Below are 14,566 nucleotides of genomic sequence, written 5' to 3'. Positions count from 1 at the left end.
GCACCCTATTCGTTACTAATTCCAAAATATGGCAAACGAAACGATTGAAATTCCGGAACAAGTAGACAAAAGTAATTATTCAGCCGAAAACATTCAAGTTCTTGAGGGTCTGGAGGCGGTGCGGAAGCGTCCCGCAATGTACATTGGTGACATCGGCGTAAAAGGCCTTCACCACCTTATTTGGGAGGTTGTTGACAACTCCATTGACGAAGCGCTGGCGGGGTATTGTGATCGGATTGAGGTCGTAATTAATACCGACAATTCCGTAACGGTGAAAGACAACGGGCGGGGAATCCCGACGGGAATGCATACCAAAGAGAAAAAGTCGGCCCTTGAAGTGGTTATGACTGTACTTCACGCGGGGGGGAAATTTGACAAGGATACCTACAAAGTTTCTGGTGGATTGCACGGAGTAGGGGTATCTTGCGTTAATGCCCTTTCAAAATACCTGCGTGTTGAAGTACATCGTGAAGGAAAAATATTTGAGCAAGAGTATAGCATCGGAAAACCACTATATCCTGTTCGTGCTATTGGCTCGGCCGATGATACTGGGACCTTTGTTCACTTTCTTCCCGATGACAGCATTTTTACGGCATCTGAATACAAATATGAAACTGTTGCCAATCGCATTCGCGAGCTTTCATTCCTCAACAAAGGAATCACACTGACGCTCACCGACTTGAGAGACCTCGACGAAAATGGTCAGCCTCGCTACGAAGAGTTTCATTCACAGGGTGGTTTGGTTGAGTTCGTAACTTACCTAGACAGTACCCGCGACCACCTCATCCCAACCCCCATTTACATGGAGAATGAAAAAGGGGTAGTACCAGTAGAGGTGGCGATGATTTATAACACGTCGTATTCCGAAAACGTGGTTTCTTACGTCAACAACATCAACACCATCGAAGGCGGTACCCACGTATCGGGCTTCCGGATGGCGCTGACAAGGACGCTGAAAAACTACGCCGAAAAGTCGGGAATACTGGCCAAAGAAAAAATTGAAATCAGCGGCGATGACTTCCGCGAAGGTCTGACGGCGGTTATTTCGGTAAAAGTGCAAGAGCCGCAGTTTGAAGGGCAAACCAAAACCAAGTTGGGTAACTCCGACGTGGCGGGGGCCGTAAGCCAAGTGGTGAGCGAAATGCTCGACAACTTCTTGCAGGAAAACCCCAAAGAGGCGCGTACCATCGTTGATAAAGTAATCCTCGCCGCCAAAGCTCGTATTGCCGCCCGCAAAGCCCGTGAAATGGTGCAACGCAAAACGGTATTGGGAGGTACAGGCTTACCCGGCAAGTTGGCTGACTGCTCCGAAACAGACCCTGCGGGTTGCGAATTGTACCTCGTAGAAGGGGACTCGGCGGGAGGCTCGGCCAAACAAGGCCGTAACCGTGCTTTTCAGGCCATCTTACCGCTTCGTGGTAAAATCCTGAACGTAGAAAAAGCGCAGGAATACAAGATATACGAAAACGACGAAATCAAAAACATGATTACCGCTTTGGGAGTTGTGTTTGGAAAAGATGGCGACGAACGGGCCCTCAATATGGACAAGCTCCGCTACCACAAAGTTATCATCATGACCGATGCTGACGTAGATGGAAGCCACATTCGTACCTTGATTTTGACGTTCTTCTTCCGGTACATGAAAGATCTCATTGATAGCGGTTACGTGTACATTGCACAGCCGCCTTTGTATTTGGTGAAGAAGGGCAAAGAAGAGCGCTACTGCTGGACTGAAACCCAACGCGAACAAGCCGTGATGGAAATTGCAGGTGGGAAAGAAGATAGTGTTTACATTCAGCGCTATAAAGGTTTGGGAGAAATGAACCCTGAGCAGCTCTGGGAAACGACCATGGACCCTACGCGCCGCAGTTTGAAGCAGGTGAGCATTGATTCTGCGGCCGAAGCAGACCACCTGTTCTCGATGTTGATGGGCGACGAAGTAGCCCCCCGTCGTGAGTTTATTGAACGTAATGCTAAATATGCGAGAGTGGACGTCTAATTGTTAGTGTTAACAAACCATTAAATTGAGCCACTCTGCCCCCGGGACGAGTGGCTCAATTGTTTTATAAAGTACCTTTGACCTTATTTCTTTACGTGACCAATGGGATGAATGAAAAGAGAGCGGTTTTGCAGAAAACGCTCTTTCTGAACAATAATCACCACCTTTACGCATTTGAATAAATAGAGATTCCATTGGTTATCTCAGTTAATTGATTGTTTTAAATTCCGAATTTCTTATGCCTAGTTCTCAACATTCTAACGATAATCGCAAAAGTGGTTTTTCTTCTTTATTCTCTTTTATTCGCGACCGTAAAGAAGTGAAAGAAGGAGAAGCTCCTTACGATGGAGACCGTTTTGCCCGCTCGGCCGAACGACTTAGTCAGACCATTGAGCAAAGCAATTTTATCAGCCGCGACCTTAGCTGGCTACAATTCAATTACCGTGTTTTGGACCAGGCGCGCAGTGCCCGTCGGACGGTATTTGAACGGATGAAATTTCTGGCGATTTCAGATTCAAACCTGGATGAGTTTTTTACCATTAGGGTGGGGAGTTTGTACAATTATCTTGACTATGGAAAAGAACGAGTGGATTATTCAGGATTACGGGAGATTCCGTTTCGGAAGGCACTGTTTTCCGCCATTCATAAGTTTACGCAAGAACAGGACGAGGTTTTTGAAAATGATTTATTGCCCCTTTTTGATGAACAAAAATTAAAAATAGGCCGCTGGGATGATTTGGAAGCAACTGAGCAGGAGGAAGTTGGGAAGTACTTTGACCGTACGATTTATCCCATGCTTACGCCCATGTTGTTTGACTATACGCATACTTTCCCTATTCTGCTGGCCAAAACCCTGATTTTTGCCGTCGTAACTCGGGCCACCGAATCGGTGAAGGAAGACGAAGAAAATCGTAAAATTTCGTTTGTTCAGATTCCCGCCAATTTAAAACGTTTGTACACGATTGAACGAAAAAATGGGGAAACGGTCTTTATTCCCATTGAAGAAATCATGCGGCATGAGTTGCGGAAACTGTACCGAAATGTCGAGATTTTGGACATGCACTTGTTCAGAATCGTGCGAAATGGTGATTTTTCCATTGATGATAACGACGATGTTGAAACCGACTTTTTGGATGAAGTAAAGCAAAAACTCAAAACGCGTCGATTGGGGCGAGTGGTACGTATGGAAGTGGAGCCAAATCTCTCCGAATGGCTGCTCAATTTATTGAAAAAACGTTGGGAAATAGATGATTATAACGTCTTTACCTGTCGACACCTTTTGGACTTTACTTGTTTGTGGCAAATAATCAAACACCCAGAGTTTGCTGAGTTGGTTCCTACCCCTCCCGCACCCGTACCGCCTTTGGGAGTAACCCGCGAAGAGATGGAGGATATTTTTGAAACCATCAAAGAAGGAGATATACTTCTGCATCACCCTTACAATAACTTTGAGCCCGTGTTGGAGCTTTTGGAAGAAGCCGCAGATGACCCCAAAGTGTTGGCCATTAAATTGACCATTTATCGTTTGGCCAAAAAATCACGCATCACGGAAGCATTGCTGAAAGCGGCCGAAAATGGTAAGCACGTCTCTGTGCTTTTTGAGGTGAAAGCCCGCTTTGACGAAGAAAACAACATACGAGAGGCCCAACGCCTGCAAAAAGCGGGGTGCTTTGTTATTTACGGAATTAGCCGTTTCAAAACCCACACCAAACTGCTCCAAATTGTGCGGGCCGAAGAGCAGGGAGTCATCAGTTATTCACACTTGGCTAGTGGAAATTACAACGAAGAAACGGCCAAACTATACACGGATATTGGGCTTCTGACCTGCGATGAAGTCTACAACCGCGATATTACCGAGTTTTTTAACGTCATCACGGGGCATTCTTTGCCCAATGATTACCAATATTTACTTACGGCTCCGCGCGACATGCGCAAGCAAATCATCAAGTTGATTCAGCAAGAAGCTACCAATGCCGCCAATGGTTTGGTGAGTGGTATTTGCATTAAAATCAATTCGTTGGAAGATAAAACAACCATCGAAGAACTCTACAAGGCTTCACAGGCGGGGGTGCCAATTCGGCTTATCGTACGGGGCATTTGCTGCCTTCGTCCAGGGCGGCAGGGGTTGAGTGAAAACATTACGGTGCGTTCTATTGTAGGTGATTTTCTGGAACACACCCGGATTTTTTATTTCCACAATAACGGAAACCCCAAGATATACGGAGGCAGTGCCGACGCAATGGTGCGTTCTTTTGACCGTCGGATTGAATCCATGTTTGCTTTTGTTAATCCCCGCGTGAAGCAGCAGGCCATCAATATTTTGGACTACAATCTTCGTGACAATGTAAATTCGTACGAGCTGTTGGAAGATGGGCATTACGTAAAATGCGCGGAAAAGGGAGAAGACGAATCGTTTGATATTCACAAAGAATTCTTTCATGTAACGTTGGAAGAAGTAATGAAAGCTAAGCTTTTTGCCGAAGCCAAAACTGAATCAACCGAAAGTTCGACGGTCGAACCAACCATAACCCTTTCTGAATCAGAAGTATGAGAGTCGTGTTAGTCTCGTTATTTTTCGCCTTATTTGGGAGTTGTTTTTTGCAGCCAATTCAAGCCCAAACGGAGAAGAAAAAAGCACTCTTTGTTATCGTCGATGGAATTGCGGCGGATGTGATTGAAAAGTTAAAGTTGCCAAATCTGACGGCCATTGCCCAAACGGGAGGCTATACGCGAGCGTACGTGGGCGGCAAAAAAAATACCTATTCTCAAACTCCCACCATCTCAGCGGTAGGGTACAATAGCTTATTGACGGGAACGTGGGTAAACAAACACAACGTGTGGGACAATAACATCAAAGACCCTAATTATCATTATTGGACGATTTTTCGGTTTTTTGAAGCGCAGTATCCTCACAAAAAAACGGCCGTTTTTTCAACTTGGCTCGATAATCGCACAAAACTGATTGGTGAAGGGTTGCCCCAAACCAACCAACTGCAACTAGATTATTTCTTTGACGGATTTGAATTGGATACGCTTCATTTCCCGCACGATAAAGAAGCCGAATACATCCATCAAATTGACGAAAAAGTAGTTGACGAAGCGGCCCGTTACCTTCAAAACGAAGCTCCTGATCTTTCGTGGGTTTACTTGGAATATACCGACGACATGGGGCATAAATTCGGTGATAGCGACCGTTTTACCAACGCCGTTCGTCTGATGGACAACCAAATGGGGCGATTGTGGAAGGCAATACAGTACAGGGAGCAGAATTTTGGGGAAGAATGGCAACTGTTTATCACCACCGACCACGGACGCGACGCCGCAAGCGGCAAGAACCACGGAGGACAGTCGGACCGGGAGCGGAGCACTTGGATTGTGACCAATGCCAAAGACCTTAATGTGTATTTTCAGGGAAAAACGGGAGCCGAAACGCTGCCTGCCGTGGTGGATATTATGCCATCCATAGCTCGGTATTTGGGCGTTTCGATTCCTAAAATACAGGCTTTTGAAGTGGATGGAACCCCGCTAACGGGCAAACTGTCGCTCGTAAATTCAACCTTGAAGAGAGAAGGAAATCAGTTGGAATTGGCGTGGAAAGCGGTAGAAAAGGAAGGAACCGTAAAAATATGGTTAACCACCACCAATGAATTTGAACAGGGTAAAAAAGACCGCTATTTGCTCATGGACGAAGTGCCCGTCGTCAACGAAAAAGCCGTGATAGATGTAACAAAAATTCCTTCAAAGTTTTATAAGATTGTATTGGAAGCAAAATACAATGTACAAAATAAGTGGTTGGTAGAATAAATATACCATTCCAACCTTTGGCTTGATGTCAGCGTCATGGTTTTGGCAGCCTTTTTTTGCTGCCTGTACTATTATAAGCAGAATGCGTTGACACAATGAAAAAAATAATTTTGTTCGGACTGGTGGCTTTGATTGGCATTCGTTGTCAGTCCACTTCAGATGCTCTACTGGCTCCAGAGGCGGCGGGATGCATTTCCGATCAGCCAATTTTAACTGGGAAATGGACGATGACGGAGTTCCGTTATTTTGGGGGCTGTTGTCCCGTTATTGCCGATTCTTCTTGGAAAAAAGCCCCCGACAATTCGTATTTATTGGAATTTACGGGCGATGGTCAGCTAAAAGTGACAAATAATCTCTCGGGAACCAACGGCGTAGCGCCAGCATTACCCGCCCGATTAATGACAGATTTTAAGTTTGATGGAAAAGAGATTTCGTTGGGGGAGCAAATTCTTGGCGGGGCGGCTTGGCAAAAGAAAACGCGGGTGGTAAAATTAACCACTAAAGAATTGATACTGGGGATTATCGTGGGCAAAGAAGGTGAAACCAATGAGCGAAAGTTTGTGAGAATTTGCCAATAAAAAAACGATTGTATGTGCATTGATGTTGGTGATAATAAACAGCAGGTTAGAACAACGATTGCAAAACAAGTAAAACCCGAATATAAGGTGCTTCCTTAGGTTGTAGAAGGTTTTCTACAACTATTTAGCAAGATTTTTAGGGTATTTTGCTTTACAGTTTGTAGTTTTATGCCTGTAAATTAACTCATCAATTTCATATACTATGGCATTATTTGATTTAGATATGATGCAAAGCCTCTATGCTAAGCTCGGCGAACGAGTAGAGGCTGCTCGTAAAGTGGTAGGCCGTCCGCTTACGTATACAGAAAAAATTCTGTATGCTCACCTTACACAAGGAGACGCAACCACCGTTTATGAGCGTGGAAAATCATACGTTGATTTTGGTCCCGACCGCGTAGCTATGCAGGATGCAACGGCTCAAATGGCGTTGTTGCAATTCATGCAGGCAGGTCGTCCTAAAGTAGCGGTTCCTTCAACCGTACACTGTGACCACTTAATTACGGCCCAGGTAGGCTCCTCAGAAGATTTGAGTAAAGCAGTGGTTGAAAATCAGGAAGTATATGATTTCCTTTCTTCTGTTTCCAATAAATACGGCATTGGCTTCTGGAAACCCGGAGCGGGTATCATTCACCAAGTGGTGCTTGAAAACTACGCTTTTCCGGGCGGTATGATGATTGGAACCGACTCACACACCGTAAATGCGGGTGGATTAGGGATGATTGCCATCGGAGTGGGTGGCGCAGATGCTTGCGACGTGATGGCTGGATTGCCGTGGGAGCTTAAATTCCCTAAATTAATCGGGGTAAAACTAACGGGTAAATTGAGTGGCTGGACGTCGCCAAAAGACGTAATCCTGAAAGTAGCGGGTATTCTGACCGTAAAAGGCGGAACGGGTGCTATCGTGGAATATTTTGGCGAAGGAGCTACTTCGATGTCATGTACTGGTAAAGGAACGATCTGTAACATGGGTGCCGAAATCGGAGCCACGACTTCCACCTTTGCGTACGACGAGTCGATGGAGCGCTACTTGCGTTCAACGGGCCGTGATGCCGTAGCTGATATTGCCAATACGGTGAAAGAACACCTTACCGCAGATGCTGGAGTTTACGCTGAACCCGAAAAATATTTTGACCAAGTTATTGAAATCAACCTCAGCGAACTGGAGCCACATTTGAACGGCCCCTTTACGCCTGACTTGGCAACGCCGATTTCAAAAATGAAAGAAGCGGCTTTGGCCAACGGTTGGCCGACCAAAATTGAAGTAGGCTTGATTGGTTCATGCACCAACTCTTCTTATGAAGACATTGCTCGTTCTGCTTCGTTGGCGCGTCAGGTGGCGGCCAAACACCTTAAAACCAAAGCTGAATTTACCATTACACCTGGCTCTGAGCAGGTGCGCTACACGGTAGAAAGAGATGGCTTCTTGGCCACTTTTGACGAAATTGGTGGTAAAGTATTTGCCAATGCTTGCGGTCCCTGCATCGGGATGTGGGCGCGGGTGGGTGCTGAAAAGCAAGAGCGCAACACCATTGTTCACTCGTTCAACCGTAACTTTGCCAAACGGGCCGACGGAAACCCCAATACGCTGGCATTCGTAGGCTCGCCTGAATTGGTGACGGCCTTGGCCATTGCTGGTGATTTGACGTTTAACCCCCTGACTGACACCCTCATCAATGAATTGGGAGAAGAGGTAAGACTTGATGATCCAAGCGGAGATGAATTGCCACCACGTGGTTTTGATGTAGAAGATGCGGGCTATCAAGCCCCCGCCGAAGACGGTAGCGGTATTTCAGTAGCAGTTTCGCCGACGTCGAATCGTCTGCAATTGCTCGACCCGTTCGCGGCTTGGGAAGGTACCGACCTCAAAGGCTTGAAAGTGTTGATTAAAGCCAAAGGAAAGTGTACTACCGACCACATTTCGATGGCTGGTCCGTGGTTGAAGTACCGTGGTCACTTAGACAATATTTCAAATAACCTTTTGATTGGTGCCGTAAACTTCTTTAATGAGAAAACGGATAACGTTAAAAACCAATTGACGGGCGAGTATGGCCCAGTACCGGCTACCCAACGCGCTTACAAAGCCGCGGGTATCGGTTCGATTGTTGTGGGTGATGAAAACTACGGCGAAGGTTCCTCACGTGAGCACGCGGCCATGGAGCCTCGTCACTTGGGAGTACGTGCGGTACTGGTAAAATCGTTTGCCCGTATTCACGAAACCAACCTGAAAAAACAAGGAATGTTGGCATTAACATTTGCGGATAAGGCTGATTACGATAAAATTCAGGAAGACGACAGCGTTGATATTTTAGGATTGACAGAATTTGCTCCTGGAAAATCGTTGACGTTGGTATTCAACCACGCCGATGGTACCAAAGACGAAGTAGTAGTCAATCATACTTACAACGACCAACAAATCGAGTGGTTTAAGGCAGGTGCCGCTTTGAATATCATTCGTGCACAAGTTGCTGGTAATTAATCTGTTACTCGGAAATAAGTAATAGGATAAGCGGGGCAAGTGCCCCGCTTATTTTTTTACCTGTTGATGAAGTTACAAAATAAAAAAAGCTGCCGATAGGCAGCTTTTTTGTGAAAAGTATTTTTAGAAATGTTATTGGCGGGCTGCCTTCCAGGCCACAAAGTCAGACATATTTACCTGACCGCGAATTTCTCCACCTCTATTAACAGCCGTGTGAAGATTTGCGTAAAACAGTCCTGAGAAAAGCAGATTTTCTTGTTGCTGGTTTAATCCCTCCCATCTACCAGAAATAGGTGATGTTGCTACTCCACTAAACGTATGGATAACTCCGCCAGTTTCCCAACTGTTTCCGCTATGGAAGTGGCCAGCAGTCGGTGTAAGGCCAGAATACGTAATGGTATAAGTAAGGGTTTTGGTTTCTTTGTTGTAAATCCCTTCCATCCTTCCTGTAGCACTGGTTGTAACAGGAGGAACCTCATTAGCACCGGTCAGCGTCGCTTCAAATTTAACTTCAGGATTTGTGTGTGGACCTTCGTCTTTACAGCCAACCATAACGCCTACCGTGAACAGGGCGAAAAAAACGGGTAAAGCTTGCGTCAATCTCTTCATGGAATTTGCTGATTTGTTTGTTTAGTTGCAATAATATAGGTTTATCTCAGAATATACAAAAATTTGTGCATAAAAATCCTTCAACGTACCCTCCAAACGTCTAATTTACGAACGTAAAGCGGCTGTTGGTCCCACCAAATTCGGAGCCATTCGTCGGTTTCGCCTATGACCGTTACTTTATTTCCCCGGGCAATCGACAATGTGACTGGAGCCGCCGAGGAGGGGGCAGCTCGCAAGTAGGTTTGACCTTTGTTAATGATGGCAATTTGGTAAGAATCAGGGAGATTGAGCAGTAAAAGCAGGGCAATCAGATAGGCAATCACCACAAATTTATGACGGCTTCTGATAGATTCTCCCCTGACTCTCTTTTGGTTTAACGCCCAAAATGCATAAATGGCTACAATCAACAAAAATAAATTGAAGTAAAGGGAATACTTGCGAAAGAACAGAAAAACAAAACTGAAATCATCCACTTCATAACCCGCTAGGTTGTGGTTGGCCGCAATTTCATTGATTTTATTCAATATATTTTGACGGGGTTGTTTATTATAAATCATGCTTAGATAATAAAGCGCCCGCGCATAGTCGTTTTGCTTTTCGCTGATGAAAGCCAATTTATAATAAATCGGAATGGGAATAGTGGTCGTGTTGATGACCTGTGAAAGGTGTTTTTCGTATAGCACCTTTGCCTCAGCCTGCCGACCACTTAGAAACAACGAATCAGCCTGCGGTAGGTTTACGTCCTGCGCCTGTGCCGATAGCGTGATGATGAGTAAAAACATCCATTTCCAACAAATCGCTAACCATTTTTTGCTCTTCAATTGTTTTTTATTGGTTGGTGTATTCCTCATTTTCCACGCCACTCTTTCCGTTCCTTCTTTTTAATTATTCAATTTTACAAATCCACCGTCGATTAAGTAATCACAGCCCGTAATGAAACCCGCTTCGTCAGAACACAGGTAAAGTGCCAACGCGGCCACTTCTTTGGGTTTTGCCATTCGCCCGATGGGTTGTGTTTTAGAAAGTTTCTCAAACATTTCTTCTTCTTGCCCTGGGTAGTTTTTGGCAATAAAGCCATCCACAAAAGGCGTATGTACGCGGGCGGGCGAGAGGCAATTACAACGGATATTGTTATGTAAATAATCTTTAGCCACCGAGAGTGTCATGGCAATGACGGCACCCTTACCAGTCGAGTACGCAAAACGATCGGGAATCCCAACGGATGCTGCTACTGAAGCGGTATTCAAAATAACACCACTCCCTTTGGACAAGAAATGGGGGATAGTAGCAAAAAGGCAATTGTACATTCCCTTTACATTGACGTTCATGATACGGTCAAAGTCACTTTCGGTGGTGGTATGCGCTTTTCCGATGTGGGCGATTCCTGCGTTATTGACTAAAATGTCAATGGGATGTTGTTGGGAAATGGCGTCAATTGTCGCAATAACATCGGCCTGTTTGGAAACATCCAGCCCGTGGGCTTGGGCTTTAAACCCTTCATTTTGGAGTTCTGTGGCCACACTTTGCGCGAGCGTTTCGTTCAGTTCAAGAATGTGGACGTGGGCGCCTTGTTGGGCGAAAAGTTGGCTGATTGCCAGTCCAATGCCACTGGCACCACCCGTAATGAGGGCTACTTTATCGGTAAGTGAAAACATGAGGTGTAAAATCTTTTTGCTTACAAAAGCGCTAAAGGGCGTAAAATTACCGCGATTTTATAATATTGAGCGTTTTTTACTGGTCTATTTTTATAAATGACTAACTTTTGAGGCCTATGAATCCAAACAGTGTTTACAATCGTATATGTACCAATTATTCAAAATCGTATCTTTAACCACTAAATAAGTTTCTTTTGAAGAAATAAGGCCAATTAGGTAGTATTGTTTTTATTAAAATTTCTAAAAAAGATGCGCAAGTATTCATTAGCATTAGTAGGGTGTTTGATGGTAGCCTTGGGTGGGTGTAAATTATCAGAAGTTACTCCAGCCATTGAAGAGGAAGTGACTGGATATAAAGAGTATTTTAATCAGGCTTACGGTGCGGACCCAGTTCAAAAATGCGACATATATGCCCCTGTGACAACGGGAGAGCGCCCTTCGGAAGTGTTGATATTGTTGCACGGAGGAGCGTGGGGGTCTGGAGATAAGTCGTTTCTGATTCCCAGCGTGATGGGACTCAAAGGTCGAAACAAAAATTTAACCATCGTCAATGCCAATTACCGCCTTACGAGTACCAAAGGTATTCGATTAGAACAGCAAATGGCAGACATCCAACTGTTGGTGGAGTATTTGCGAAAAAATGCCGCTAAGTATAACATCACCCAAGAGGGGTTTGTGATTGGCGGGGTGAGCGCGGGAGGACATTTGGCCTTAAATTATGCCTATTCCAATTTTTCTGGGGTAAAGCTCAAAGGAGTGGTGGGTATAGCTGCTCCTACCGACCTGACTTCTGAGCCGCTCCGGGAAGCGGGACTCGAAATCCCGATTCAACAACTAATCGGAAAAACCTTCTCAGATTCGCCCGAAGAATACCAAAAAGCAAGTCCTTTTTTTATCGTTAATCACAAGGCCCCACCGCTTACGATGCTTTTTTACGGGGGCAAAGACCGGGTAGTTCCCAAAGAGCAGGGCGAAATTCTCTGCTTCAAACTCAACCTACTGCGCTTGAACTACCGCTATTATTTTTATCCCGAAGAAACCCACGATTTTACGGCAGATTTGCTAATTGATAAAATATTGAGTATCTACTGAGTCATTACTTAATGACGGTCATCGTTCCTTTGAAGGTTCGGTCGGTAAATTTCAGGCCGTAATAATATTGTCCCGTGGGCACGCCTTCGGCGCACCATTTGAATTTACGGTCGGTAGAAGTAAAAATAAGTTTTCCCCAACGGCTGTAAATATCAACCTGCAAAAACTGCGGTCCACAGGTGGCTGCGGAAAGACTTTCCAAAAAGAAACAATCGTTTTTACCATCGTTGTTGGGGGTAATCACGTTCGGGATATTTTTGTCAAGACTTTCAATGCTCGGCAACTCACCAAATCGTAGCACTACTGCTACCGTATCAGTTTTTACGGGGCCACAACTGTTGTCTTCGGTAATGAAATTGACGGTTAACTCTTTGCCCGACAGCTCGCTGTATTGGGCGCAAGTAGGCTCCCATTCAAAGCGAGAAGCCAAGCGAGGTACGCCCGTTTTATCGCTAAACTTCATCCCGTATTGGGCTAGCGTAAAACCTTTGGGTTGGGCATATAGCTTGAGTTGGTCGTTCTTGTCGAGGTCATCACCAAAGACGTCAAACCCGAGAACGGCGGCATCTACGGAAGGGAGCGGCACATCAATGGGTAGTTTGGCCGTCAAACTCGTCGACACATCGGGAGCATTGTTGGGTTTGGCGGTGGATTGTAGCCGTACACTGACGGTATCTTTTACTTGCTTGTTACAGGCCACATCGGTGACGATAAAATCAACGATGTATTCTCGATTGGTGGCGGTACAAGGTGGGGTCCAAGTGAAAGGCTGCGTTACGCTTCCCTTGCCCGTGGCGTTGTTAAAGGTCATTCCCGCTGTTGTTAGCTGAAAATCTCTTCCCTTAGCTTCCAAGACCAAATCATCATTGTCGAGGTCAATGCCCGTTACTTTGAAATTGAGGGTAGTACCCTGCGGAATGGTGGCGCGGTTGTTGCTCAAATCGGTGGTTACATCGGGATTATTATTGGTAGAACCTTCGATAATAACCCGAATTCGTAAGGTATCGGTTAGGGGTTGCGGGCAGCCGTCATCGCTAACAATCACCTCCAAAATTACAGGTTGATTGTTTCGGCTTTCTACGCATTTCTCAAAACAAATCTGCGCTTTTAGGGTATCGGTTGCGGAAGTGGTAATGAAGGAGACAGGGTTGGCCACAACCGACTTATCGTCGAAGTTGATCCCTACGGTTTTGATGGTCAGTCGTTGGTTGGGGTCACCGTCGGTCAGCATGATGTCCAGGCATTTAGACTGGTCTTTTTTGATGGTTAGGGTTTCTCCTTCTTTGTAAAAGGCTCTTTTGCCCGTTTCGCGATAGAGGGCTACGGGCGTTCGGTTGAGGGGGCAGTCTACGGCTTTCAGCTGAAACTCCCGCCGCGTTGCGCCAATTTTCACCCCTTTGCGGTATTCTTCCACCAGTACGGCAAATACGTAAAGCCCCGCTTTATCGGCGGTGACACTTAGCACGCCCGTTTGTCGGTTGATGGTCAACGGCCGTGGGCCTGGAATCATGTTTTCGTTGGTGATCCCTGGTGCCCAGTTTACTTCGGGATAGCTGCTGGCCCCGCGCGCAATAGGCTCGGGATTGTTGGGACCAGCGTACCCCGCCCATGGCTTAGAGAGAGAATAAACGAGGCTGTCGCCATCGGCGTCCGTCCCGCTGAAATCGAAGACAAAAGGGCGATTCAGGCAGATGTAATCCCCTTTCAGCTCCCCGAACTTGGGTGATGAATTAATGTAGGGAAGATTATTTTGGACCAACGCGGGGAACTCCGTGTAAAAAGTCTCTCCCGTGCTGGCTGGGTTGGTGATGTTGGTAATGATATTATTGCGACAACAGCGTTCCCACACGATGTAATAGCCTTTGGGGTCGTTGAAGTTTTGGGTATTAATGACGATTTCGGAAGAGTACCTGAGCAGTAATGTTCTTAAATCAGTATTGGCATTGCTGCAAGTAGGGTTGGTGTAATTAATGAGCTTTCGGGTGGTTTGCGGAAGTTCAATATTACCCATGGGGGCATTGTCTGATTTACGGTAAAAATACAGAATTACCGTGGAGGTTTCGGCCCCAGTACGCCCGTTGGCTTGGTCAAAATAAAAATTAAGTCCAATGTAAAAACGGTTGGCTGAACGGTTGGTTGGATAAAATTCAATTTCGCCTCCCACAATATGCGACGCCCACGAAGTGAGCGGAAAAAGCACCAATATCCACAATGCGCGAAGTAGAATTTTTTTCATAAGGTTTTAGGGCTTAACTTCTCGTTGTATTTTTGCCGAATTGTTTCAAACTCTTACGCAAAAAAACACCGTTGCGTTGCTTGATGAGTAGAAAGGAATCAATGTAAAGATTTATGG

General features: G+C 45.6%; 11 protein-coding genes. 6 read left to right on the top strand and 5 right to left on the bottom strand.

The window, feature by feature from the left end; genetic code table 11:
- The first annotated feature begins 28 nt into the window (after nt 1-28).
- Nucleotides 29-1,999, top strand: coding sequence for a DNA topoisomerase (ATP-hydrolyzing) subunit B (gene gyrB / locus DR864_RS05700; protein WP_114066049.1), 1,971 nt, complete (start codon nt 29-31; stop codon nt 1,997-1,999).
- 9 nt (nt 2,000-2,008) lie between these two features.
- On the opposite strand, the gene DR864_RS29770 is transcribed toward gyrB, so the two are convergent.
- Nucleotides 2,009-2,194 carry a hypothetical protein gene (locus tag DR864_RS29770; protein WP_162793569.1) on the bottom strand — a complete coding sequence of 62 codons (186 nt, stop codon included), beginning with the start codon at nt 2,192-2,194 and terminating at the stop codon, nt 2,009-2,011.
- Nucleotides 2,195-2,237: 43 nt separating this feature from the next.
- On the opposite strand from DR864_RS29770, the gene ppk1 reads away from it, so the two are divergent.
- The 4 genes from ppk1 to DR864_RS05680 all read left to right on the top strand — a co-directional run bounded on the left by ppk1 (nt 2,238) and on the right by DR864_RS05680 (nt 8,857).
- Complete coding sequence (gene ppk1, locus DR864_RS05695) at nt 2,238-4,550, top strand: polyphosphate kinase 1 (RefSeq protein ID WP_114066048.1); 2,313 nt, start codon at nt 2,238-2,240, stop codon at nt 4,548-4,550.
- Nucleotides 4,547-5,803, top strand: a complete 1,257-nt coding sequence (locus DR864_RS05690) for an alkaline phosphatase family protein (RefSeq protein WP_114066047.1) — start codon at nt 4,547-4,549, stop codon at nt 5,801-5,803. Before ppk1 ends, DR864_RS05690 begins: the two co-directional genes overlap by 4 nt.
- 95 nt (nt 5,804-5,898) lie before the next feature.
- Entirely contained in the window at nt 5,899-6,381 is a 483-nt protein-coding gene (locus DR864_RS05685; protein ID WP_114066046.1) for a hypothetical protein, read from the top strand.
- Nucleotides 6,382-6,583: 202 nt separating this feature from the next.
- Nucleotides 6,584-8,857, top strand: a complete 2,274-nt coding sequence (locus DR864_RS05680; RefSeq protein ID WP_114066045.1) for an aconitate hydratase — start codon at nt 6,584-6,586, stop codon at nt 8,855-8,857.
- Nucleotides 8,858-8,989: 132 nt separating this feature from the next.
- Here DR864_RS05680 and DR864_RS05675 read toward each other — a convergent pair whose 3' ends face one another.
- The 3 genes from DR864_RS05675 to DR864_RS05665 form a co-directional block, all read right to left on the bottom strand.
- Nucleotides 8,990-9,466, bottom strand: coding sequence for a CHRD domain-containing protein (locus tag DR864_RS05675; RefSeq protein WP_114066044.1), 477 nt, complete (start codon nt 9,464-9,466; stop codon nt 8,990-8,992).
- An 80-nt stretch (nt 9,467-9,546) separates the two neighbouring features.
- Nucleotides 9,547-10,287: an SH3 domain-containing protein gene (locus DR864_RS05670; protein ID WP_162793568.1), complete on the bottom strand. Its 741-nt coding sequence runs from the start codon at nt 10,285-10,287 to the stop codon at nt 9,547-9,549.
- 60 nt (nt 10,288-10,347) lie between these two features.
- Nucleotides 10,348-11,121: an SDR family NAD(P)-dependent oxidoreductase gene (locus DR864_RS05665; RefSeq protein ID WP_114066042.1), complete on the bottom strand. Its 774-nt coding sequence runs from the start codon at nt 11,119-11,121 to the stop codon at nt 10,348-10,350.
- 249 nt (nt 11,122-11,370) lie between these two features.
- Here DR864_RS05665 and DR864_RS05660 point away from each other — a divergent pair, with 249 nt between their 5' ends.
- Complete coding sequence (locus DR864_RS05660) at nt 11,371-12,213, top strand: alpha/beta hydrolase (RefSeq protein ID WP_114066041.1); 843 nt, start codon at nt 11,371-11,373, stop codon at nt 12,211-12,213.
- A 4-nt stretch (nt 12,214-12,217) separates the two neighbouring features.
- On the opposite strand, the gene DR864_RS05655 is transcribed toward DR864_RS05660, so the two are convergent.
- Nucleotides 12,218-14,449 (bottom strand): T9SS type B sorting domain-containing protein, encoded by a 2,232-nt coding sequence (locus tag DR864_RS05655; RefSeq protein ID WP_114066040.1) that lies wholly within the window; start codon nt 14,447-14,449, stop codon nt 12,218-12,220.
- Between the last annotated feature and the right edge of the window lie 117 nt (nt 14,450-14,566).

The organism is Runella rosea (assembly GCF_003325355.1).
Classification (GTDB): Bacteria; Bacteroidota; Bacteroidia; order Cytophagales; family Spirosomataceae; genus Runella; species Runella rosea.
Note: the sequence above shows the minus strand (reverse complement) of the source record. Positions and strands in the feature narration are given on the sequence as shown.